Annotated in this window: 18 protein-coding genes; 15 read left to right on the plus strand and 3 right to left on the minus strand. The window is 43.4% G+C overall.

Features of this window, described 5'->3' with window-relative positions; translation table 11 throughout:
• Nucleotides 1–619: 619 nt before the first annotated feature.
• The 4 genes from L2740_RS07605 (at nt 620) to L2740_RS07620 (ending at nt 6,193) form a co-directional block, all read left to right on the plus strand.
• A complete protein-coding gene (locus L2740_RS07605) occupies nt 620–1,909 on the plus strand; it encodes an NCS2 family permease (RefSeq protein ID WP_248949452.1) in 1,290 nt (429 codons plus the stop codon).
• A 311-nt stretch (nt 1,910–2,220) separates the two neighbouring features.
• Nucleotides 2,221–3,339 (plus strand): glutamate 5-kinase, encoded by a 1,119-nt coding sequence (gene proB, locus L2740_RS07610; protein ID WP_248949453.1) that lies wholly within the window; start codon nt 2,221–2,223, stop codon nt 3,337–3,339.
• Between the two features lie 473 nt (nt 3,340–3,812).
• Entirely contained in the window at nt 3,813–4,931 is a 1,119-nt protein-coding gene (proB, locus tag L2740_RS07615) for a glutamate 5-kinase (protein WP_248949454.1), read from the plus strand.
• A complete protein-coding gene (locus tag L2740_RS07620; RefSeq protein ID WP_248949455.1) occupies nt 4,928–6,193 on the plus strand; it encodes a glutamate-5-semialdehyde dehydrogenase in 1,266 nt (421 codons plus the stop codon). The genes proB (L2740_RS07615) and L2740_RS07620 overlap by 4 nt, the downstream gene beginning before the upstream one ends.
• A 78-nt stretch (nt 6,194–6,271) precedes the next feature.
• Here L2740_RS07620 and L2740_RS07625 read toward each other — a convergent pair whose 3' ends face one another.
• Together L2740_RS07625 and L2740_RS07630 are read right to left on the minus strand one after the other, a co-directional pair.
• Nucleotides 6,272–6,610: a hypothetical protein gene (locus tag L2740_RS07625; protein ID WP_248949456.1), complete on the minus strand. Its 339-nt coding sequence runs from the start codon at nt 6,608–6,610 to the stop codon at nt 6,272–6,274.
• A 193-nt stretch (nt 6,611–6,803) separates the two neighbouring features.
• On the minus strand, nt 6,804–7,718 hold the full coding sequence (locus L2740_RS07630; RefSeq protein WP_248949457.1) for a DMT family transporter: 915 nt from the start codon (nt 7,716–7,718) through the stop codon (nt 6,804–6,806).
• A gap of 303 nt (nt 7,719–8,021) precedes the next feature.
• Between L2740_RS07630 and dnaK the strand changes: the two genes are divergently transcribed.
• From dnaK to secF, 11 genes are all read left to right on the plus strand, one after another.
• The gene (gene dnaK, locus L2740_RS07635; protein ID WP_248949458.1) at nt 8,022–9,938 is read left to right on the plus strand and encodes a molecular chaperone DnaK; all 1,917 of its coding nucleotides are present in this window, start codon (nt 8,022–8,024) and stop codon (nt 9,936–9,938) included.
• A gap of 89 nt (nt 9,939–10,027) precedes the next feature.
• Nucleotides 10,028–11,158 carry a molecular chaperone DnaJ gene (gene dnaJ / locus L2740_RS07640; RefSeq protein ID WP_248949459.1) on the plus strand — a complete coding sequence of 377 codons (1,131 nt, stop codon included), beginning with the start codon at nt 10,028–10,030 and terminating at the stop codon, nt 11,156–11,158.
• Nucleotides 11,159–11,365: 207 nt separating this feature from the next.
• Nucleotides 11,366–12,166, plus strand: a complete 801-nt coding sequence (locus tag L2740_RS07645) for a M48 family metallopeptidase (protein ID WP_248949460.1) — start codon at nt 11,366–11,368, stop codon at nt 12,164–12,166.
• An 82-nt stretch (nt 12,167–12,248) separates the two neighbouring features.
• Nucleotides 12,249–12,866 carry a BamJ family beta-barrel-assembly machinery protein gene (locus L2740_RS07650; RefSeq protein ID WP_248470998.1) on the plus strand — a complete coding sequence of 206 codons (618 nt, stop codon included), beginning with the start codon at nt 12,249–12,251 and terminating at the stop codon, nt 12,864–12,866.
• Between the two features lie 63 nt (nt 12,867–12,929).
• Nucleotides 12,930–13,745 (plus strand): 4-hydroxy-tetrahydrodipicolinate reductase, encoded by an 816-nt coding sequence (gene dapB, locus L2740_RS07655; RefSeq protein ID WP_248949461.1) that lies wholly within the window; start codon nt 12,930–12,932, stop codon nt 13,743–13,745.
• A 174-nt stretch (nt 13,746–13,919) separates the two neighbouring features.
• Nucleotides 13,920–15,092, plus strand: a complete 1,173-nt coding sequence (carA, locus tag L2740_RS07660; RefSeq protein WP_220761615.1) for a glutamine-hydrolyzing carbamoyl-phosphate synthase small subunit — start codon at nt 13,920–13,922, stop codon at nt 15,090–15,092.
• 28 nt (nt 15,093–15,120) lie between these two features.
• A complete protein-coding gene (carB, locus tag L2740_RS07665; protein WP_248949462.1) occupies nt 15,121–18,342 on the plus strand; it encodes a carbamoyl-phosphate synthase large subunit in 3,222 nt (1,073 codons plus the stop codon).
• Nucleotides 18,343–18,685: 343 nt separating this feature from the next.
• A complete protein-coding gene (gene greA, locus L2740_RS07670; RefSeq protein ID WP_248470995.1) occupies nt 18,686–19,162 on the plus strand; it encodes a transcription elongation factor GreA in 477 nt (158 codons plus the stop codon).
• A 470-nt stretch (nt 19,163–19,632) separates the two neighbouring features.
• Nucleotides 19,633–20,091: a hypothetical protein gene (locus L2740_RS07675; RefSeq protein ID WP_248949463.1), complete on the plus strand. Its 459-nt coding sequence runs from the start codon at nt 19,633–19,635 to the stop codon at nt 20,089–20,091.
• A 361-nt stretch (nt 20,092–20,452) separates the two neighbouring features.
• Nucleotides 20,453–22,267 (plus strand): protein translocase subunit SecD, encoded by a 1,815-nt coding sequence (gene secD / locus L2740_RS07680; protein ID WP_248949464.1) that lies wholly within the window; start codon nt 20,453–20,455, stop codon nt 22,265–22,267.
• 1 nt (nt 22,268) lies between these two features.
• Complete coding sequence (secF, locus tag L2740_RS07685; RefSeq protein ID WP_248949465.1) at nt 22,269–23,177, plus strand: protein translocase subunit SecF; 909 nt, start codon at nt 22,269–22,271, stop codon at nt 23,175–23,177.
• Between the two features lie 110 nt (nt 23,178–23,287).
• On the opposite strand, the gene yhbY is transcribed toward secF, so the two are convergent.
• On the minus strand, nt 23,288–23,587 hold the full coding sequence (yhbY, locus tag L2740_RS07690) for a ribosome assembly RNA-binding protein YhbY (protein ID WP_202721862.1): 300 nt from the start codon (nt 23,585–23,587) through the stop codon (nt 23,288–23,290).
• Between the last annotated feature and the right edge of the window lie 66 nt (nt 23,588–23,653).

Here is a 23,653-nt window from a genome sequence, read left to right on the forward strand (position 1 = left end):
GAGTCCAATTTTATCTTCAGAAAAGTGCTTAACAATAGTGTTTGCAGTATATGGGGCTGACAATATTCAAAAAATGAGACGAAAGTTCAGCTTTATCAAGATGTGCGGCGTCAGTGTAAACTGACGTTGCTTGCCTTACATTTACTAATCCCATGACCTACTTTGATAACTTTGCACTAAATGATTTTTGTCCAAAAGTGAGCTGGAAGCTCACGACCTTTTATCAAACGAAGTTTGATTGCTTCAACGCTTAGTTGTTAGACCCACTCTAACTTTCTCGTCGAAAACTCGACCGTTCCCAATTGTCATTAACAGCAAAACAATCAGCCCACTAAATCTGATTAAAACTGGCTTAAACTAAAATAAGCATCCTCCAGAGTTGTTAAACTCAAATGCAAACAGGTGTTTTAAAGCGCTAGCCTCTAGGGTGAACCCTCCGTATAATCGCTGCGGAATGTACTTTGCGGACAACTTTTGTACAGAGCTATATTCGTACTCTGTTAACTTAGACTCACGCTAAGTCAAACAATGATTGTTTGCCAACTCGAAAAGTCTTGCTTAGATTGGCAATGAATACACCCTATAAATCAATATAATAAAATTCAAGGGACTTAGTTCCATGTTAGAAAAACTATTCAAATTAAAACAGAATCAAACAACGCTAAAGCAAGAAGTGGTTGCAGGCTTAACCACTTTCTTGACCATGGCTTATATTATTTTCGTTAACCCTATGATGCTGGCCGATGCCGGAATGGATCACGGTGCGGTATTTGTTGCGACATGTTTAGCGGCGGCGATTGGCTGTTTGGTAATGGGGCTTGTCGCTAATTATCCAATTGCACTTGCACCAGGAATGGGACTTAACGCCTTTTTCACTTATACCGTAGTGGGTGAGATGGGTTACTCATGGGAGACTGCTTTAGGTGCTGTATTCCTATCTGGTATTTGCTTTTTGGTCTTATCGCTTGTGCGGATTCGCGAGTGGATAGTCAATAGTATTCCTATGTCATTAAGAGTCGGCATTGCTGCTGGTATTGGTTTATTTTTGGCGCTACTAGGCCTTAAAAGTGCAGGGATAGTGGTTACTAGCCCTGCAACTTTAGTAACTATGGGGGATATCACTGCTTTTCCTGCTGTGATGGCGGCACTAGGCTTCTTTTTGATTATTGCTATGGTGCATCACGGCATGAAATCAGCAGTGGTCATTAGCATTCTTGCGATTACACTGCTTGGGGTATTGTTCGGGGATGTTCAGTACCAAGGCATTGTGTCTGCGCCGCCATCAATTATGCCAGCATTTATGAAAATGGACCTATCTGGCGTGCTCGAAATCAGTATGCTCTCTGTGGTTTTTGCATTTCTATTTGTTGATCTGTTTGATACCTCAGGCACCTTAGTTGCGGTTGCCCAGCGCGGTGGTTTCTTGGATGATAAAGGTCGACTACCACGACTAAACCGTGCATTAACAGCAGACAGTACCGCAACGATTGCTGGCGCAATGCTTGGTACTTCAACCACAACTAGCTATGTAGAAAGTACAGCTGGTGTTAGCGCTGGTGGCCGTACAGGGTTAACAGCGGTTGTGGTTGGTTTATTGTTTATAGGTGCGCTGTTTATTTCACCGCTTGCGGGTATGGTGCCTGCTTATGCTACGGCGGGTACTTTGTTTTATGTGGCTATTTTGATGATGTCGGGTCTAGTGCAAGTTGAATGGGAAGATATTACTGAAGCTGCTCCTGTTGTGGTGGTGTGTATTTTAATGCCGCTGACTTTTTCTATCGCCACAGGGATTGCGATGGGCTTTATTTCATATGCAGTGATAAAGCTGATGAGTGGCCGTTATAAAGATTTAAGTATTGGTGTTGTGATTTTAGCGGCGCTATTTATCGCTAAATTCATTTATGGATAAAATTACTTAAGCTTATATGTTGGATAACACTAAAGTTATCGATGTAAGTTTTTCTGAGACAATTTTCGGCTCCAATATACGCTAAGTTAATCTCGATGAAACGCATAAAGAAAGCCACACTGAGTGTGGCTTTTCTGTTATATCTATTAAAAAATATCGCACTAAACTTAATGCTTGTGCTAATTCTTGCCTAAATAATATGAGATCTCGCTAAAACAGGTATTTTTTTTAGTTTCTTTGTTGGTGCTTACTACCATTTCAAACCTATATTGGGTATAAGGTTTTATTCAATGTAATTTAGTCAGCAAATAATGAACTTAAGTGAGATTGGCTACCGCCGTGTAGTGGTAAAATTGGGAACAAGTGTACTGACATCTGGCAGCTTGAAGTTAGATAGAGCACACATGGTTGAGTTGGCAAGACAAATGGCTTGCTTAATGAAAGCAGGCGTTGAAGTTGTATTATGTACTTCTGGAGCGATTGCTGCAGGTAAAGAGCACCTAAGTTACCCCAAACTCCCCGATACCATTGCAAGTAAACAGCTGCTTGCAGCCGTTGGTCAAAGCCAATTAATTCTTGCTTGGTCGCAACTATTCAGTATCTATGACCTACACGTAGGCCAGTTATTATTAACTCGCGCCGATCTGCATGATCGTGAACGTTACCTAAACGCTCGTGACTCACTTAATGCGTTACTTAATAATGGTATTATTCCAATTATTAACGAGAACGATGCCGTTGCAACTGCTGAAATTAAAGTTGGCGATAATGACAATTTATCGGCTCGTGCCGCGCTATTATGTGACGCCGATCTGCTGATCTTATTGACCGACCAAAAGGGCCTATTTGACGCTGATCCGCGTAAAAATCCAGATGCTAAGTTAATTACTGAAGTTCAGAAAATTGATGATAGTTTACGTATGCTTGCTGGTGGGGCTGTATCTGGTCTTGGCACTGGTGGTATGGCTACCAAGCTTGAAGCTGCAGATATTGCGCGCCGTGCAGGTATTGAAGTGGTTATTGCTTCTGGTCACCATAAAGATGTTATTCAAAATGTAGTGTGTAAAAAGCCAGTAGGTACTCACTTTACTGCGCTTGAACACCCATTGGAAAGTCGTAAACAGTGGATTTTAGCGGGTCCTAAAGCCCGTGGTCAGGTAGAGCTAGATGTTGGCGCTATTACTGCTGTTACAGAAAAGGGTAGAAGTTTACTTTCTAAAGGTATTATTAAGGTCAATGGTGAGTTTTTACGTGGTGATACCATTGAGTTAATTGATTCCAAAGGTAAGGTTTACGCTAAAGGTATGTCGCGCTATGGTTCTATCGATGTCGATAAGATTGCAGGTAAACATTCTGACAGCATTGAAGAAGTATTAGGGTACGATTACGGTGATGCGGTAGTGCATCGTAACGACATGGTTGTGCTGTAGGTTTTGTTATAAGCCATGAGCAAAAATGGGCCCGTTATCTGATAGACAGTTAATGGGCCATTTTATAACTGACGTTAATACCAATCAGCATTACCATTTTCTTGCCACTCTGGAGCGTTTTTGGCTGCTTACTTCTGCGTTGAATGAGCAGATCTAAAAAGCGCTCTGTGTAGATCAGATTCTTATTTTGATTGATATAAGCTGAGTATTGGGATTTTCAGTTAGTTTTTATTTGTTACTTATTGCATAAAATAGTCATTGCAAATTTTTAGCAAATAATCGTTTTTTTATTATGCGGCTTTAGCTTACTTAATATATCAGTATGTTGAGATAATATTACAGTCTAAAAGATAAGCATTATTAGATATACTTAAATCATCTTGTGAATTTTTATGCGTTTTTTGTAACTGGCTACCATTTGAGGGCTAGATTCGGTATAACGTTAATAAAATGTAACGCAAGTTAGTGGCAAAATGAATTTAAGTGAGATTGGCTACCGCAGAGTAGTGGTTAAATTAGGTACCAGTGTACTGACATCTGGCAGTTTAAAGTTAGATAAAGCACATATGGTTGAGCTTGCTAGGCAAATGGCTTGCTTAATTGAAGCTGGTGTTGAAGTGGTTTTATGTACGTCTGGCGCGATTGCTGCAGGTAAAGAGCACTTAGATTACCCTGATTTACCCGATACAATTGCCAGCAAGCAGATGCTTGCTGCTGTTGGTCAAAGTCAGCTTATCCTCGCTTGGTCACAGTTATTTAGTATTTATGGTTTACATGTCGGTCAGCTGTTATTAACTCAGGCAGATCTATATGATCGTGAGCGTTATCTTAATGCGCGTGACTATCTTAATGCTTTGTTAAAAAGTGGCATTATTCCGATAATTAATGAGAATGATGCTGTGGCCACGGTTGAGATAAAAGTCGGAGATAATGACAATTTGTCAGCAAGAGCGGCGTTACTTTGTGATGCTGATTTACTGATCTTATTAACCGATCAGAAAGGGTTGTTTGACGCTGATCCTCGCAAAAACTCAGATGCAAAGTTAATAACCGAAGTGGCAAGTATTGACGACAGTCTACGTATGCTCGCGGGTGGTGCGGTATCAGGGCTTGGTACTGGTGGGATGGCAACAAAACTGGAAGCGGCTGATATTGCCCGTCGCGCCGGCGTTGAGGTGGTTATTGCCTCCGGCCATCATAAAGATGTGATTCAAAATGTGGTGTGCAAAAAGCCAGTCGGCACCCACTTTAGTGCACTCGAACATCCGTTAGAGTGCCGAAAACAATGGATTTTAGCTGGGCCAAAAGTGCAAGGGCAAGTGATATTAGACCCGAGTGCAATCGCTGCAGTGACCAAAAAAGGCAGTAACTTACACTCAAAAGGAATTGTGGAAGTTAAAGGGCTATTTGAGCGCGGTGACACGATTGAGTTTACCGACGCTAAAGGCAAAGTTCATGGAAAAGGTATGAGCCGATATGGCTCAATTGATGTAGATAAAATTGTAGGCAAGCATTCTGAAAGTATTGAAGCTGTGCTTGGTTATGACTACGGTGATGCGATTATTCATCGTAACGACATGGTGGTGTTATGAACAACAACGAATACTTAACGGCTTTAGGCCAAAACGCTAAGCAAGCAAGTTATGCCTTAGCGAATTTATCTGGTCAGCAAAAAACAGCATTACTTCGCTGTATCGCAGCTAAACTAACTGCAGCAAAGGCAGAGATCGTCAGTGCTAACCAGCAAGATGTTGCTAACGCAAAAGACAATGGCTTATCTGATGCAATGATTGATCGCCTGTTACTCGATGAAACTCGTTTAATGGGGGTGATTAGCGATATCGATAATGTGATTGGATTAACCGATCCAGTCGGCAGCGAAATCGACAGTCGTTTACTCGATAACGGTTTACGTTTATCACGTCGTCGTGTGCCACTTGGCGTAATTGGTGTGATCTATGAAGCGCGTCCGAATGTAACGGTCGATATTGCCGTGTTAGCACTAAAAACCGGTAACGCGGTTATTCTGCGTGGTGGTAAGGAAACGCTAGCATCAAATAAGGCACTTTGTGAGGTTATTCGCAGCGCCATGGTTGAGCAAGGTTTGCCTGCTGACTGCGTACAGTTAATTGATAACCCTGACAGAAGCTTAGTATCAGGGCTATTAAAGCTTGATAAATACGTTGATATGATTGTGCCGCGTGGCGGACAAAATCTGCAGCGCCTATGTGCTGAGCAAGCCACTATCCCAGTTATTTTGGGCGGTATTGGTATTTGTCACATTTATGTTGATGTTGAAGCGAACCTAGAAAAAGCGATTGCAGTTATTGAAAACGCCAAAGTGCAACGTCCAACAGTGTGTAATGCGCTTGATACTGTGTTGATTAACCAAAGCCAAGCTCAGCAATTTATCCCTGTTTTAGCTAAACATCTTGCTCAATTGGGCGTGAGTTTTTATGGCTGTGAGCAAACCCAAACATTATTAACTGCTGAAGGGGTTGCTGTTAATCCTGCTAATGATGAGTCATTTGCAACTGAGTGGTTGTCACTAACACTAGGCGTAAAAGTCGTTGCCGATCTGGATGAAGCCGTTGCGCATATTCGTGCCTTCTCAAGTGGCCACTCAGAGTCAATTTTGACGGATAATATCCATACCGCGAGTGATTTTATGAATGCCGTCGATTCAGCCGCTGTTTATGTTAACGCAAGCACGCGTTTTACAGATGGTGGTGAGTTTGGTTTAGGTGCTGAAGTTGCTGTTAGCACGCAAAAGCTACATGCTCGCGGCCCTATGGGACTAGAAGCACTAACTACATACAAATGGTTAGCTTGGGGCGATTATACGGTTCGTTAATTGGAACTGTATTTTGCTCAAAAAATACCAAGCCGCTTAATGCGGCTTTTTTTATGTCTCTAACTTGGCTTAATTCGCTTAATGGGGAAAAGCTGGAAAAATTGTTAGATCAAAGCTAATCACTTGGTGAATGTAAATGGCTAAACAAATCGCGGCCATAGCGCTAGTGTAATACTTTAACGGCGCAATAAACTCACTCATTTGGGTAAAAAACTGATGTTGGTAATTGCTGCTTAGGTAAATTGATGGGATCAAAAAGAAGCAATAAAGGCAAGCAAAGTACCATGTAGATGAACGTGTCTGCTCTAGCTCATTGAGCAGTATCATCACCGCGCAAAGCATCGCGCCCATCCTAACGGCAGTAATGAATTTTGGCTGCTTAAAGAACAAAAATGACTGGGTTAGTTTACTATACATAACTAATATCCATTTGGTTACGTTGTCTTTTTATACCGCTATTGAGAGGGATTTACAAATAGCGACGAGTAAAATGTACATAAGTTGCAGTTTATTAATGCTGTCTTAATCGCCGCGCTATGCATTCACAGAGGTTTTAATCATAAAAAAAGCCGGCTTATTTAAGCCGGCTTTAAATTTATATTAGTTAGAGCTAGTGAGCTATACGCTTTTTAGTTCGCCACTGGCCAACTTTAGGCAGTACTTGCTGCAGTGCTAATGCGAGAATAATGAGACCAAGGCCAACATAAGTCGATTTCTCAATACTTTCTTGTAGTACCCAGGCGATAAAACCAATCGACATCACCGGGGTGATAAACACTAATGTACTGATACTGGCGGTGCGCTCGGCTTTCTTTAATGCTATTAACCACAGTACAAAAGTGACCCCCATTTCAAACAGGCCAACATACACACCAGCAGCTAGGGCTTTAAAGTCTAAGCTAGGTAAAGATTGAGTCATAAGTAAGGCAACAATAATAAACGGTAAGCCAACTAAAAAACTCAGCAATAGGCTGACAACAGGGTCACCTTTATCTTTAGTGTTCACAATCCAGTAAAGCGACCAAAGTAGGGTGCTGGTTAGTGCAAGAGCCACGCCGGTCATGCTTTCAAACTGAACGCCAGTAATGTTGCCTTTCGTCGCAATGAAAAACACCCCGCAATAAGCAACAAGAGCTGCTGTAATATCGCTTTTACGTAGTTTTTGCCCAAGTAGTGGTACAGAAAGCAGTGGCAATAAAATTGCCCAAGTGTAGTTGAGTGACAATGCTTGCTGAGCTGGCAGTAAGTCATAGGCTTTAAATAACACTAGATAATACAAGAACGGATTTAATAAACCGGTCTGCAAGTAAAACCAAGGCCGGTCAGTAAACTGCTGCTTGATTAGTGGCAACTTTTTTTGAGCAACTAAAATTGCGCCGAGGGCGACAATAGACGTCGTGACAGCTACAAAAACTAATTGCAATGGCGTGTAGTGAGCAAGTGCTAACTTAAATGCTGTGGCGACAGTGGACCATAAAAATATGGCTCCAATGCCGAAAGCATAAGCTTGATGGGATGATTTCAATGTTTACTTCTCTTACAGCGAGATAACGACTCAGCTCATTGTCAGAGTTTCTCCGCAATGTGCTACCTCATAGATTGCATGCATTATACGTTTTTGAGTGGTTTTGATACAACGCGCTAGATCAAATTAATCCACACTTCAGATAATTTTTATAATTCTCCCTTGTAATCATCTTAAACGTCCCAATATAGGGGGTAAGAGAAGATTTAGGGTGATAAAAAGACTTGAAAAACATTCGGTCTGTCCCCACTTCATAAACCAGATAACAAATTTAGTTTTTAAAAAAGTTTTTCGGAGGACTCCATGGGTAGAATTATTGGTATCGATTTAGGCACAACTAACTCTTGTGTTGCAGTATTAGATGGCGACAAAGCGCGCGTATTGGAGAATGCTGAAGGCGATCGTACTACACCCTCAATCATCGCATACACTGCTGATGAAACTTTAGTTGGTCAGTCTGCAAAGCGTCAGGCTGTTACAAACCCAACAAACACAGTATTTGCTATTAAGCGTCTTATCGGTCGTCGTTTTAAAGATGACGAAGTTCAACGTGACGTAGATATCATGCCATTCAAAATCATCGGCGCTGACAACGGCGACGCATGGGTTGAAGCTCAAGGCAAGAAAATGGCTCCACCACAAATCTCTGCTGAAATCTTAAAGAAGATGAAAAAGACTGCAGAAGATTACTTAGGTGAAGAAGTAACAGAAGCGGTTATTACTGTTCCTGCATACTTTAACGATTCACAACGTCAAGCAACTAAAGATGCGGGTCGTATCGCAGGTCTTGAAGTTAAGCGTATTATCAACGAGCCAACAGCTGCTGCACTAGCTTACGGTATCGATAAGAAGCAAGGCGACAACATCGTTGCAGTTTACGACTTAGGTGGTGGTACATTCGATATCTCTATCATCGAAATCGACAGCGTTGATGGCGAGCAAACTTTCGAAGTTCTTGCTACAAACGGTGACACTCACTTAGGTGGTGAAGACTTTGATAACCGTATGATCAAGTATCTTGCTGACGAGTTCAAAAAAGAGCAAGGTCTAGACCTACGTAACGATCCACTAGCTATGCAACGTCTAAAAGAAGCGGCAGAAAAAGCTAAGATCGAACTATCAAGCACTAGCCAAACTGAAGTTAACCTGCCATACATCACTGCTGATGCAACAGGTCCTAAGCACTTAGTGGTTAAAATCACTCGTGCAAAACTTGAGTCACTAGTTGAAGATTTGATCAAACGTTCTTTAGAGCCACTAAAAGTTGCTCTAGCTGATGCTGACCTATCTGTATCTGATGTTAACGAGGTAATCCTTGTTGGTGGTCAGACACGTATGCCTAAAGTACGTGAAGAAGTTTCTGCATTCTTCGGTAAAGAACTACGTCAAGACGTTAACCCAGACGAAGCGGTTGCTATCGGTGCTGCGGTTCAAGCGGGCGTACTATCTGGCGACGTTAAAGACGTATTGCTACTAGACGTTACTCCACTATCTCTAGGTATTGAGACTATGGGTAGCGTAATGACTAAGCTTATCGAGAAGAACACCACTATCCCGACTAAAGCTTCACAAACATTCTCGACTGCTGACGACAACCAAAGTGCTGTGACAATTCACGTACTTCAGGGTGAGCGTAAGCAATCAAGCGGTAACAAGTCTCTAGGTCAATTCAACCTAGAAGGTATCGAGCCAGCTCCACGTGGCATGCCACAAATTGAAGTTGCTTTCGACATCGATGCTGACGGTATCTTGCATGTATCTGCTACAGACAAGAAGACTGGTAAAGCACAAAACATCACTATTAAAGCCTCTTCAGGCCTAAGTGATGAAGAAGTTGAAGCTATGGTTCGTGATGCTGAAGCACACGCTGACGAAGATGCTAAATTCGAAGAGCTAGTAACTGCTCGTAACCAAGCTGATGGCATGGTTCACGGCACTAAGAAGCAAATCGAAGAAGCGGGCGAAGCGCTACCAAGCGACGAGAAAGAAAAAATTGAAGCTGCAATGGCTAACGTTGAAACTGCTGCTAAAGGCAATGACAAAGAAGCGATTGAAAAAGCAACTCAAGAGCTAATGGAAGCGTCTGCTAAGTTAATGGAAATCGCTCAAGCTAAAGCGCAAGCACAACAAGGTCAACCAGAAGGCGAAGCTAAAGCTGCTAAGCAAGATGACGACGTAGTTGACGCTGAGTTTGAAGAAGTTAAAGACGACAAAAAATAATGACGGGTAACTCCTAAATTATTGTAGCGGGCGTTACGAGGAAACTCTAACGCCCGTTTGTGCAACTTTAGCAAAGAAAATAAAACACTATGTCAAAGCGCGATTATTACGAAGTATTAGGTGTCGGACGTGACGCCAGCGAACGCGAAATTAAGAAAGCTTACAAGCGTTTAGCAATGAAATTCCACCCAGACCGTAATCCGGGTGATAAAGAAGCCGAAGCTAGCTTTAAAGAAGCTAAAGAAGCTTATGAAATTTTAACCGACGGCGATAAGAAAGCGGCATATGATCAGTTTGGTCATGCTGGCGTTGATCCAAACCGCGGCGGTGGTGGTTTCGGTGGCGGCGCCGATTTTGGTGACGTTTTCGGTGACGTATTTGGTGATATCTTCGGCGGTGGACGCCGTGGTGGTCAGCGCCAAGCGGCTCGCGGAAGTGATTTACGTTATAACCTTGAGCTGTCTCTTGAAGAAGCGGTGCGTGGTTTAACTAAAGAACTACGCATTCCTACGCTTGCAGCCTGTGATGTCTGTGATGGTAGCGGCGCTAAAAAAGGCACTACGCCAACAACTTGTGGCACCTGTCATGGTCAAGGCCAAGTACAAATGCGCCAAGGTTTCTTTGCGGTGCAGCAAGCTTGTCCAACCTGTCATGGCCGCGGCAAGATCATCAAAGATCCTTGTAATAAGTGTCATGGCGAAGGCCGTGTTGAAAAGAGCAAAACGCTTTCAGTTAAGATCCCAGCAGGTGTCGATACAGGCGATCGCATTCGTCTATCTGGCGAAGGTGAAGCGGGCGAGTATGGTGCTCCCCCTGGCGACCTATACGTACAAGTTAGCGTACGTGAACATGCTATTTTCCAGCGTGATGGCAACAACTTATATTGTGAAGTGCCAATTTCGTTCAGCAAGGCTGCATTAGGTGGCGAGATTGAAGTGCCAACACTTGATGGTAAAGTAAATCTTAAGATCCCAGCAGAAACCCAAACTGGTCGTATGTTCCGTATGCGCGGCAAGGGCGTTAAGTCTGTGCGTAGCCATGCTGTAGGTGATTTGCTATGTAAGGTTGTGATGGAAACACCCGTTAACCTTAACGAGCGTCAAAAAGAACTATTACGTGAATTTGAAGAGACACTAACAGGCCAATCAAAGAAACACAGCCCTAAAGCTGAAGGTTTCTTCGACGGTGTGAAGAAGTTTTTTCAAGATCTGAATAGCTAATTTTATTTCAAAGCGCTATCGCTGAAATTAAATTTATAAAACCTCGCAAAGCGAGGTTTTTTTATGGCAGAAAAAATTGCTCTTTAACTAATAGAAATCGGTATAACTTAATTGTGATATTGACTCTAGAGTCAAAAAGTAATGGAAGTTTGATAGAATCTTTTTAGAACCTAAATATTGGTCTAGCAATACAAAGGACTACCATTGATGAAAATCTTTCCACTATTACTTCTTTCTGTATTAATCACCTCGGGCTGCGCAACACATCAATCACCAACAGGACGTGGGCAAACGCTACTGTTTTCCACACAGGAGATGTCAACGCTTGGTGAGTCTTCATTTGCTCAGATCAAACAACAAGAAAAAGTCAGCCAAGATAAGGCGGTTAATGCCTATGTGAAATGTGTGGCAGATAGAGTGACCGATGCTTTACCGGATCAAAGCTTACCGTGGGAAGTGGTTGTATTTGAATCTGAACAAGTTAATGCCTTTGCGCTGCCTGGTGGCCATATTGGCGTATATACTGGCTTGCTTGATGTTGCTACAGACTCGGACCAACTTGCAACAGTGATAGGTCATGAAATTGCCCATGTGCTTGCCAACCACAGTAATGAGCAGGTATCGCGTGCACAAATGACCGGTGCAGGTATGCAGCTGGCTGATATTGCATTAGGTGCCGGTGGTATAGCTGATAAAGAACTCTACATGGCAGCGTTAGGTTTGGGTGTGCAGGTGGGCTACATATTACCCTATGGTCGCAGCCAAGAATCGGAAGCCGATATTATTGGGGTTGAACTGATGGCAAAGGCGGGTTTTGATCCCGCTGCAAGTGTCGAACTTTGGCAGAACATGTCAAAAGCAGGGGGGGAGCAGGGCCCAGAGCTACTTTCTACTCATCCATCTCATGGTCAACGTATTGCGCAATTGCAGCAAATGCAGGCAAAAGCACAGCCGTTATATCTGCTAAGCAAATCGAGTGTGAAAAATATTTGTCAAAGGCCAAAATAGCGACAGTTTTTAGGGCAATATCACAATAAATATGATAAAGTTGCGCGCGAAAATTCATTGAATCATTGAGAGTACAATCATTATGTCTGATAAGTTCAGTACAATTGAAGGTCAAGCAAGTTACGGTGTTGGTCGTCAACTTGGTGAGCAACTAGCTGCTAATTCGTTTGAAGGTATCGATATTTCAGCCGTTCAATTGGGTCTATCTGACGCATTCGAAGGTAAAGAAAGCGTTGTATCTATGCAAGATATGCAAATTGCATTCACTGAAATCAGCCAGCGTATCCAGAAAGTACAAGAAGAAGCTGCTGCAGCTGCATCTGAAGAAGGTGATAAGTACCTTGCTGACAACGGTGCGCGTGAAGGCGTTGTAACGCTAGAGTCTGGTCTACAGTACGAAATCATTACTGAAGGTAATGGTGACAAGCCTGGTTACGATTCTACAGTACGTACTCACTACCATGGTACTTTCATTTCTGGTGACGTGTTCGATAGCTCTGTTACTCGTGGTGAACCTGCTGAATTCCCAGTTTCTGGCGTTATCGCTGGTTGGACTGAAGCACTACAACTTATGCCTGTAGGTTCTAAGTGGAGACTATTCGTACCACAGCACCTTGCATACGGTGAGCGTGGCGCAGGTGCTGCGATCCCACCTTATTCAACTTTGGTATTCGAAGTTGAACTATTAGATATTATCTAAGTTAGACAATAAGCCTAAGTTAATACTTAGGCTTTTTTTTGACATTTGCAGGGAGTAACTGAGATGACTGAACGCGTAAGAGTGGCAATAACCGGCGGCAGCGGCCGTATGGGACGTACTCTTATTGAAGCGGCAAAACAAAATGAACTTATTTTGTTAGGTGCTGCGATTGAACGAGCGGGATCGACCCTAATGGGTGTCGATGCGGGTGAGCTTGCAGGTGTTGGTGCAATGAATGTAGCTATCACGGATTCACTCGATAAAGCGGTAGATGACTTTGATGTACTTATCGACTTTACTTCGCCTGAAGCGTCTGTAATTCACACCGACTGGTGTGCAAAACATGGCAAGGCAATCGTAATTGGTACCACCGGGTTTAATCATGCTCAAAAAGAGCAAATCTCAGCTTATGCCGATCAGGTGCCAATTGTGATGGCGCCGAACATGGCTGTTGGCGTTAACCTTATGTGGAAACTGCTTGAAGTTGCCGCAGAGGTGATGGGTCACTACAGCGATATTGAAATCATCGAAGGCCACCATAGATATAAAAAAGATGCACCGTCTGGCACTGCGCTTAAAATGGGCGAAGTGATTGCAGAAACCTTAGGTCGTGATTTAGAAAAATGCGCGGTTTATGGTCGTGAGGGCATTACGGGTGAACGTGACAGAGAAACCATAGGTTTTGCCACTGTACGTGCCGGTGACATTGTGGGTGAACATACTGCATTGTTTGCTGACATTGGTGAGCGCTTAGAGATCACTCATAAAGCATCAAGTCGAATGACCTTTGCTAACGGCGCCATGCGCGCTGCAACTTGGTTAGTTGATCAAAATGCTGGGCTTTATGATATGCAGCAAGTCTTAGGCTTGAAAGCATAATTATTTAAAACCGCTATTAGCGGTTTTTTTTTGCTAAAAAATTTTTTTGACAAATTTCTTACCTGTACTATAGACAGATTTTAATTTTACATATAAAATTGGCGGAATTTGTCAAAATTTTGCATTTTAGCGAAAGTTGGTATTTTAAAAACACATAAAAAACAATTAATTTCAATGATTTGGCTCTTTCCGGAGGTCGCGTTGACAAAGTCTGCCTTACTCGTACTTGAAGATGGAACCATTTTTTCTGGCACTGCTATCGGTGCTGAAGGGATGTCTGTTGGTGAAGTCGTATTTAACACTTCAATGACTGGTTACCAAGAAATTTTGACTGATCCATCATATTCACGTCAAATGGTCACCCTCACTTATCCACATATTGGTAATACTGGTACCAATGAAGAAGACACAGAATCTGATTCTGTTCATGCTTGTGGCCTTATCATTCGAGACTTGCCATTAGTGGCAAGTAACTTTCGAAATCAGCAATCTTTAAGCGATTATTTGATCGCTAACAACGTTGTTGGTATTGCTGATATCGATACCCGTAAATTAACTCGTATCCTACGCGAAAAAGGCGCCCAAGCCGGTTGTATCATGGTTGGTGATTTAGATGAAGCTAAAGCGCTAGCTGCAGCTAAAGCCTTCCCTGGTCTTAAAGGCATGGATTTAGCTAAAGAAGTTACAACAAATGAAACTTACTCATGGCGCAGCGGCAGCTGGCGTTTAGTTGGCGGTTTGCCATCTGACACTCCTGAAGCTGAACTAAAGTATAAAGTGGTTGCTTACGACTATGGTGTTAAGCGCAACATCCTACGTATGTTAGTTGACCGCGGTTGTGACGTAACAGTAGTTCCAGCTCAAACTCCTGCTAGCGAAGTGCTAGCGATGAATCCTGATGGGGTTTTCCTATCAAACGGTCCTGGCGACCCAGAGCCATGTGATTATGCTATTGCGGCGATTCAAGAGATCTTAAAGACTGATATTCCAGTTTTTGGTATCTGTTTGGGTCACCAGTTACTCGCGCTAGCTTCAGGTGCTAAAACACTGAAAATGAAGTTTGGTCACCATGGTGCTAACCACCCAGTGAGCAATATCGAGCAAGGTAATGTGATGATCACCAGCCAAAACCACGGTTTTGCCGCTGATGAAGCAACACTACCAGCCAACATTAAGGTGACGCATAAGTCACTGTTTGATGGCTCATTGCAAGGTATTCACCTAACTGATAAGCCAGCATTTAGTTTCCAAGGCCACCCTGAGGCGAGCCCTGGACCACATGATGCCGCGCCGTTATTCAATCATTTCATTGATTTGATTGAGTTGTACCGCAAAAACGCCAAGTAGTAACTTCATCCGGGAGAAGATTTAAGCAATGCCAAAACGTACAGATATAAAGAGTATTCTTATCCTAGGTGCTGGACCAATTGTGATTGGTCAAGCCTGTGAGTTTGACTACTCAGGCGCCCAAGCCTGTAAAGCCCTACGCGAAGAAGGCTACCGAGTTATTCTAGTTAACTCTAACCCTGCAACCATTATGACAGACCCTGAGATGGCCGATGCAACATACATCGAACCAATTCAGTGGGAAGTGGTACGCAACATTATTGCTAAAGAGCGTCCAGACGCGATTTTGCCAACAATGGGCGGCCAGACAGCACTTAACTGTGCACTTGAGCTTGAAAGCCGCGGCGTACTAAAAGAGTTTAATGTTGATATGATTGGCGCAACAGCTGATGCAATCGACAAAGCGGAAGACCGCAGCCGTTTCGACAAAGCAATGAAGTCGATTGGTCTTGAGTGTCCGCGTGCGGGTATCGCACATACTATGGAAGAAGCTTACGGCGTATTAGACCAAGTTGGTTTCCCATGTATTATTCGTCCGTCTTTCACCATGGGTGGCAGCGGCGGTGGTATCGCTTATAACAAAGAAGAGTTTGAGGATATCTGTTCTCAAGGTCTTGAGTTATCACCAACTAACGAACTGCTTATCGACGAATCTTTGATTGGTTGGAAAGAGTACGAGATGGAAGTGGTCCGTGACCGCAACGATAACTGTATTATTGTTTGTTCTATCGAAAACTTCGACCCAATGGGTGTTCACACTGGTGACTCAATCACTGTTGCGCCAGCGCAAACATTGACTGACAAAGAATACCAGTTGATGCGTAATGCATCGCTAGCAGTGCTACGTGAAATTGGTGTTGAAACCGGTGGTTCAAACGTTCAGTTTGGTATCAACCCGAAAGATGGCCGTATGGTTATCATCGAGATGAACCCACGTGTATCACGTTCATCTGCATTAGCATCAAAAGCAACAGGCTTCCCGATTGCTAAGATTGCAGCCAAGCTAGCGGTTGGTTTCACTCTTGATGAGCTAAGCAATGACATTACTGGCGGCGCAACACCTGCGTCATTTGAACCAGCAATCGATTACGTGGTAACTAAGGTTCCTCGCTTTAACTTCGAGAAGTTTGCGGGTGCAAACGATCGTCTAACCACACAGATGAAGTCTGTGGGTGAAGTAATGGCAATTGGTCGTACGTTCCAAGAGTCACTACAAAAAGCCCTTCGTGGTCTTGAAGTTGGTAAAAATGGTTTATGCCCACACATCGACCTGGCTGATAGCGAAGCGCTAACTCGCATTCGTCATGAGCTGAAAGAGCCAGGCGCAGACCGAATTTGGTACATTGCTGATGCATTCCGCGCTGGTCTTTCTGTTGAAGATATCTTTGGTCTAACTAACATCGATCCTTGGTTCCTTGTTCAGCTTGAAGATCTATTAAAGTCTGAAGCAGAAGTCGCTGAGAATGGCCTTGCTGGTCTAAATGAACACACATTACGTCAACTAAAGCGCAAAGGTTTCGCTGACTCTCGTTTAGCGGCACTGGCTGGTGTGAGCGAAAGTGAAGTACGTAAGCTACGTACTCGTTTTGAAATTCACCCTGTATACAAGCGCGTTGATACTTGTGCAGCTGAGTTCTCAACTGATACAGCTTACATGTACTCTACTTATGAAGAAGAGTGTGAAGCTAACCCGTCTAACCGTGACAAAATCATGGTACTAGGCGGTGGTCCAAACCGTATTGGTCAAGGTATTGAGTTTGACTACTGTTGTGTACACGCAGCGCTAGCGCTACGTGAAGACGGTTATGAAACCATCATGGTTAACTGTAACCCTGAAACGGTTTCTACCGACTATGACACATCAGACCGTTTGTACTTCGAATCAGTGACATTTGAAGACGTGCTTGAAATTGTACGTATTGAGAAGCCAAAAGGCGTTATCGTGCAGTACGGTGGTCAAACACCACTTAAACTTGCACGTGACCTAGAAGCTGCTGGTGTACCAATTATCGGTACTAGCCCTGATGCCATCGACCGCGCTGAAGACCGTGAGCGTTTCCAGCAAGCGATTGAACGTTTAGGCATGAAACAGCCTGAAAACGATACAGTAACCACAGTAGAAGGCGCGGTTATTTCAGCAGAGCGCATCGGTTATCCGCTAGTTGTTCGTCCATCTTATGTACTAGGTGGCCGCGCAATGGAAATCGTATATGACGAGCAAGACTTACGTCGCTACTTCAACGAAGCGGTAAGCGTATCTAATGCGTCTCCAGTATTACTAGATCACTTCTTGGATAACGCAATTGAAATCGACATCGATGCAGTATGTGATGGCGAGACCGTTGTGATTGGCTCAATCATGGAGCATATCGAGCAAGCGGGTGTTCACTCTGGTGACTCAGGTTGTTCACTGCCGCCATATAGCCTAAGCCAAGACATTCAAGACCGCATGCGTGAGCAAGTGGGGAAACTTGCAATGGAGCTAGGTGTAGTGGGTCTAATGAACGTACAGTTTGCGGTGAAGGATAACGAGATCTACATGATTGAAGTTAACCCTCGTGCAGCACGTACCGTGCCATTTGTATCGAAAGCGACAGGTGTGCCGCTAGCTAAAATCGCAGCACGTGTGATGGCTGGTCAAAGCCTTAAGTCACAGAACTTCACCGAAGAAGTTATTCCGCCATTCTACTCTGTAAAAGAAGTGGTATTGCCGTTTAACAAGTTCCCTGGTGTTGACCCTCTGCTTGGCCCTGAAATGCGTTCAACCGGTGAAGTAATGGGTGTGGGTGACACATTTGCTGAAGCCTATGCGAAAGCACAGCTTGGTGCGACATCAGAAGTACCTAAGTCTGGCCGCGCATTACTGTCTGTACGTAATAGCGATAAAGCACGTGTAGCTGATTTGGCCGCTCAATTAATTGAGCTTGGTTACCAAATTGACGCCACTCACGGTACTGCGGTTATCTTAGGCGAAGCGGGTATTAACCCACGTCTAGTAAACAAGGTACATGAAGGTCGTCCACACATTCTTGACCGTATTAAGAATGGTGAGTACACCTACATTGTTAACACGACTGAAGGTCGTAAGGCGATTGAAGACTCACGTCAGCTACGTCGTGGTGCACTGCGTTACAAAGTGAACTACACAACGACCTTGAATGCGGCATTTGCAACTTGTATGGCACACTCTGCGGATGACCGCTCGAATGTGACTTCAGTACAAGAACTGCATAAGCGCATTACCAAGTAAGTTAAGCGAAACTTGAAAATAAAGGCCGCTTTAAGCGGCCTTTTTTATTGTTTGTGGTTAATTGCTGCGATAGGGCAACTACGGAACAGACATTAAATAAATATTTATGCAGCTTTGCTAGCAACTAGGCTGAAGGTTGAGTAAGCTCTACTGTCTTGTTTCGCCATTTGAATCAAATATTGTATTGCTAGCTTGAGAGATAGCTAGATCGCGAGCAAGTACAGATTTGGGTGCATCGATTGCCCTCTGCGTTTACAATAACGTAATTCCACCAGATTTTACCTTGCCAACGATAAGTATTGAGCAAGGCCTGCTTTTGTTTTAAAGGAGACGAAAGAAGCTTATGAGTACGGTTCCAATGACCATTATCGGTGCTGAACAGCTACGTAAAGAATTAGATTATCTTAAGTTTGAGCGCCGTCCAAAGATTGCAGAAGCAATTGGTGAAGCGCGCGAGTTAGGTGACTTAAAAGAAAACGCTGAATACCATGCAGCTCGTGAAGAGCAAGGTTTATGCGAAGCGCGTGTTCGAGATATTGAAGGTAAGTTATCTCACGCGCAAATTATCGACGTAACCACTATGGCTAACAATGGCCGCGTGATCTTCGGCTCTACCGTTACTATTTTGAATGTAGATACAGACGAAGAAGTAACCTACCGCATTGTGGGTGAAGACGAAGCTAACATTAAAGAGAACCTGTTATCTGTTAGCTCACCGATTGCTCGTGGTCTAATTGGTAAAAACCTTGATGATGAAATCTCTATCGTAACGCCGGGTGGCACTAACGATTACGAAATCATTAAAGTTGATTACATCTAAATTTTGTAGCCTTGTTGTTTAATCGCTGCTTAGATGAAGATTCAAAAACCGCTTTTTAGCGGTTTTTTGTTTAATACCAATCAGTATAAACATTTAGTCACTCAGCGAGAGTTTAGCGGTTTTGAGGCAAGGCAACGAGTAAAGGGCATAGTTGTTCTACGTTCAAGCTCGTTAACACAGCATCAGAATCGCTAAAACTCGCCATTCTGGAGCGTTTTTGGCTGCCTACTTCTGCGTTGATTAGCTTTGTAAGGGAATAACCATTATTGCAGCTATTCGCCTTGAATTAGTTTGCCAAAAATCGCTCTGAGTAGATCAAATTCTTATACTGATTGGTATAACTGCGGGCTAAGCCGAATAAAAACAATTTAAGCGTTGGTAACACTAGACATCTGGGTATAGTATAGCGCCTATTGTAAAGAAAATTGAATTGGGTACCAGTGCAGTTATTTTGGCGGTTTGGATTAGTAATGTTGTTCATAGGGGGATTTTTCCTGTCACCTATGCAGGCAGCTGCGTCTGAACAAAACCAAAACCAGCAGCAAATTGTAACCAGTACAGAGCTTCAACAATCTAACCACTACTCAAATGATTTGCGCAGAGTCACTACAGAGTTAGCTTCAAAGGGGCTACCTGTTACGTTAAAAGAGCACCCTGCGAAACAATCAAGTGGTAACGACTCTGAGTATATTCAGGCTGTTTCACAACGCTTTATTAGTTTTTCACAGCATGATCCACAGCAAAGTCGGCCACAATATGAATTGGCGTTTGAGTTTTCATCACCACCGGTTCCTTCTTTCGCTATCGGTTATCGAGTTGATGTTAAACCCGCAGCTGATTGGGTGCTGCACGTCAATAGTTGTGCACATCGCCTTGCCGCCTGGAAAGAATCCAACCTGTTATACCGTTTCTCTCAAGCTAGAGCTTAGCTCCTCTTGATAAGCCCTAGGGTTTATCTCATTTCATTGTAAACAATACTGCTACCGAGATTGGCCTAGGCTATAGCGCCTTTATATAAGCTTTTATATGAATTTATGTTTAGCTGCTTATAAACCAATGCCTAAATCATCGACTTTATTTACATTGGCCTAGATAACACATGTTGGCTAATGCATTTAATGCGACGCTATTGCTAACCTGCTGCCTGTTAACAGCCTATTTTTAGGCGCTAAGGCTGTGGTATATAAACCAAGCTAGCACACTCGGTAACGAAAAATGAATAGCCTTTTAATGCGGCAGAGTCGTAATTATTCGGCTGTTCACCATCGCGTATTTAGTGAAGAGCAAAATATGAGAGAGCAAAATAAAGCAACAATTTTAAACCATTATTCAGCATGGAAGTATGTGCTGTTAGTGGTCACAATTACCGTAATGCTATTTAGTGCATTACCGACATTTTTTGGTGAAGATGCAGCGGTGCAGGTTGCGCCGGAAGCCGGGCTTAATGTTAACCCGCTGGAGCTGCATCAGTTATTAGTATCCCACGGCATAGATTTAAAGCGAATCGATCAGGCTCACGGGCAAACCACCGTTATTCTTGCTGACAATACACAGCAGACACAGCTTAAAACTTTGCTGAGTGAGCAAGTAAAAGATCCGTCTAAACTGACATTAACCTTAGCGCCAGCAGCACCAAACTGGCTGCTGTCTTTAGGTTTCAACCCTATAAAACTTGGACTCGATCTCCGCGGTGGAGTGCAGTTCTTACTAGATGTTGAGATTGAGCCCGTTTATAAGTTGCACAACAATGTTTTCGTCGAAGCGGTTCGCCAATTTGTGCGTCAAGACTCGTTGTTTGGAGTGAGTGTACAACAGCAAGTTGATGGCGGGGTGCATATCTCAGCTACTGATCTTAACCAACGCGCCGCTATTCGTGAGTTCATTAATAGCCAATATCCGAACTGGCAAATGTCTAATGCCGGCGACAAATCATTACAAGTTGTTTTGTCTGAGGCTGAAAAGCTCAACATTCGCGATTTGACCGTAAAGCAAAATCTGCAAATTATGCGCAGCCGTATTGAGCAATTAGGTATTACTGAAGCTGTGGTGCAGCGCCAAGGAGAGCACAGGATTCGTATTGAACTACCAGGAGTGCAAGACCCTGCAGCCGCTAAATCAGTAATAGGCGCTACCGCTAGCCTAGCTTTCTATCAAGTTAAGCAGCCTGGTTCAGTGAATGCGCAAACATTAACAGATGAGCACGGCCAACCAGTGTACGTTGCGAGACGTCCAGTTTTAGGTGGCGAGCATATTGTCGATGCTAGAGCGAGTCTTGGCGAAATGGGGTTGCCAGAAGTGGTTATCCACCTAGATAGAGAGGGGGGGGCGATGATGTCGGACTTCTCTCGTGACAACATAGGCAAACCTATGGCGACCTCCTATAGCGAATACAGTCGCGATGATGAGGGCACAATTCGACAAACAACAGAGGTGATTAGTGTTGCAACTATCCAATCGCAGTTAGGTGACCGATTCAGTATTACGGGGGCTGGGAATTACGCCGAGGCTCAGCAGTTAGCGCTTTTACTCAGAGCAGGCTCAATGACTGCGCCTGTCACCATAGTTGAAGAACGGACTATTGGACCGAGTTTAGGTGAAGAAAATATTACTAATGGTTTTTCTGCACTGGCATTAGGCATGGGCGTGACTTTGTTATTTATGGGACTTTGGTATCGCCGCCTTGGTTGGGTTGCCAACGTGGCACTTATGGCCAATATGATTTTAATTTTTGGCTTAATGGCACTGATCCCCGGCGCTGTTTTAACTTTACCTGGTATAGCTGGGTTAGTACTTACTGTTGGTATGGCAGTTGACACTAACGTACTTATCTTTGAGCGAATTAAAGATAAGCTCAAAGAGGGCAGAAGTTTCGCTCATGCCATCGATAGAGGTTTTGACAGTGCGTTTTCAACCATTGTTGATGCTAACTTCACCACTATGATCACCGCAGTTGTACTTTATGCCATTGGTAATGGGCCTATTCAAGGTTTTGCCTTGACCTTGGGACTTGGTTTATTGACCAGTATGTTTACTGGAATATTTGCCTCGAGAGCTCTGATCAACTGGGCTTATGGTCGTAACTTTAGTCGTAACGTGAAGGTGTAATATGAAACTCAATAATATAAGCAGTTTAAGCAAATTAACTAAAGCACGTTACCTGTCTAGTGTGTTTTCATTACTCATCATGCTGGCATCGATTGCGATTATTGTGGTCAATGGATTCAATTGGGGCCTTGATTTTACAGGTGGTATTGTTACTGAGGTCAAGTTAGACCCAAATATTAAAGCGGCGCAAATAAGTCAGGTACTTGGTAAAGATTCAGCTCAAGAAGTGAGTGTTATTTCGGCGGGAGAGCCGGGACGTTGGGTGCTCAGATACGCTAAAGTTGATAGCGCCGCTTCTGCTGATATTCAGGCTGTATTGGCGCCATTAACTGATAATGTTGAAGTGCTTAATTCGAGTATCGTTGGTCCGCAAATCGGTCAAGAGTTGGCTGAGCAAGGTGGACTTGCACTGCTGGCTGCAATGTTGTGTATTTTAGGCTATTTGAGTTTTCGCTTTGAATGGCGTCTGGCTAGCGGTGCATTATTGGCGCTATTTCATGATGTTATTTTTGTACTGGCATTTTTCTCGCTAACGCAGATGGAATTTAATTTAACCATCCTAGCGGCTGTACTGGCGATTTTAGGTTACTCGCTTAACGACTCAATCGTGATTGCTGACAGAGTTCGGGAGGTGCTTGTTGCAAAACCTAAGATGGCCATTGATGAAATTTGCAGTAGTGCAGTGAAGGCGACCTTCTCACGAACCATGGTGACCAGTGGCACCACGCTGTTTACTGTGGCTGCGCTGTGGATAATGGGCGGGGCCCCTTTGCAGGGATTTTCAATCGCTATGTTTCTGGGCATTATGATTGGTACAATTTCGTCAATTTCGGTAGGAACTTGCTTACCTGAGTATTTAAAGGTGAGTGCTGAACATTATAAAGTTGAACCGATTAGTGAAACGCCATAGTAAAAGCTTTAGGCAACATGAATAGATAAAAAAAGAACCGCTGACTGATCAGCGGTTCTTTTTATTCATCTTGCATTGACGGCTTTATTGATTAAAGCCGTGTTTGCGAATTACTTTGCCTTAGGCACAGCAATTTTCATTTCTTCAGACTGACGGAACAGTACTAAGACGTGACCGATAAGCTGTACTTTTTCAGCTTGAGTTTCACGTACAATGGCGTCTACGATAGCGTTTTTAAGCTCTCTGTCACCAGAGGCTACTTTCACTTTAATCAATTCATGATGAGAAAGTGCATTATCAATTTCAGCCAGTACTCCTTCAGTCAGGCCGTTGCCACCAAGCATCACTACAGGCTTGAGACTGTGCGCTAAGCCTTTTAAGTGCTGTTTTTGTTTGGTTGTTAAGTTCATTTATACCAACTTTATGCTGAGTTACTGTTGAAAACCCGCTATTCTACCCTTATATAGGCTTTGTGT

Source organism: Shewanella pneumatophori, assembly GCF_023283895.1.
GTDB lineage: Bacteria > Pseudomonadota > Gammaproteobacteria > Enterobacterales > Shewanellaceae > Shewanella > Shewanella pneumatophori.

Excerpts from the sequence above, each read along its gene's own strand:
- carB (WP_248949462.1), top strand. The coding sequence starts at position 15,121 with ATGCCAAAACGTACAGATATAAAGAGTATTCTTATCCTAGGTGCTGGA.
- L2740_RS07605 (WP_248949452.1), top strand. The coding sequence starts at position 620 with ATGTTAGAAAAACTATTCAAATTAAAACAGAATCAAACAACGCTAAAG.
- greA (WP_248470995.1), top strand. The coding sequence starts at position 18,686 with ATGAGTACGGTTCCAATGACCATTATCGGTGCTGAACAGCTACGTAAA.
- proB (WP_248949453.1), top strand. The coding sequence starts at position 2,221 with ATGAACTTAAGTGAGATTGGCTACCGCCGTGTAGTGGTAAAATTGGGA.
- secF (WP_248949465.1), top strand. The coding sequence starts at position 22,269 with ATGAAACTCAATAATATAAGCAGTTTAAGCAAATTAACTAAAGCACGT.
- L2740_RS07650 (WP_248470998.1), top strand. The coding sequence starts at position 12,249 with ATGTCTGATAAGTTCAGTACAATTGAAGGTCAAGCAAGTTACGGTGTT.
- L2740_RS07645 (WP_248949460.1), top strand. The coding sequence starts at position 11,366 with ATGAAAATCTTTCCACTATTACTTCTTTCTGTATTAATCACCTCGGGC.
- dnaK (WP_248949458.1), top strand. The coding sequence starts at position 8,022 with ATGGGTAGAATTATTGGTATCGATTTAGGCACAACTAACTCTTGTGTT.
- dapB (WP_248949461.1), top strand. The coding sequence starts at position 12,930 with ATGACTGAACGCGTAAGAGTGGCAATAACCGGCGGCAGCGGCCGTATG.
- secD (WP_248949464.1), top strand. The coding sequence starts at position 20,453 with ATGAGAGAGCAAAATAAAGCAACAATTTTAAACCATTATTCAGCATGG.
- L2740_RS07620 (WP_248949455.1), top strand. The coding sequence starts at position 4,928 with ATGAACAACAACGAATACTTAACGGCTTTAGGCCAAAACGCTAAGCAA.
- yhbY (WP_202721862.1), bottom strand. The coding sequence starts at position 23,587 with ATGAACTTAACAACCAAACAAAAACAGCACTTAAAAGGCTTAGCGCAC.
- carA (WP_220761615.1), top strand. The coding sequence starts at position 13,920 with ATGATTTGGCTCTTTCCGGAGGTCGCGTTGACAAAGTCTGCCTTACTC.
- L2740_RS07675 (WP_248949463.1), top strand. The coding sequence starts at position 19,633 with ATGTTGTTCATAGGGGGATTTTTCCTGTCACCTATGCAGGCAGCTGCG.
- dnaJ (WP_248949459.1), top strand. The coding sequence starts at position 10,028 with ATGTCAAAGCGCGATTATTACGAAGTATTAGGTGTCGGACGTGACGCC.
- proB (WP_248949454.1), top strand. The coding sequence starts at position 3,813 with ATGAATTTAAGTGAGATTGGCTACCGCAGAGTAGTGGTTAAATTAGGT.
- L2740_RS07625 (WP_248949456.1), bottom strand. The coding sequence starts at position 6,610 with ATGTATAGTAAACTAACCCAGTCATTTTTGTTCTTTAAGCAGCCAAAA.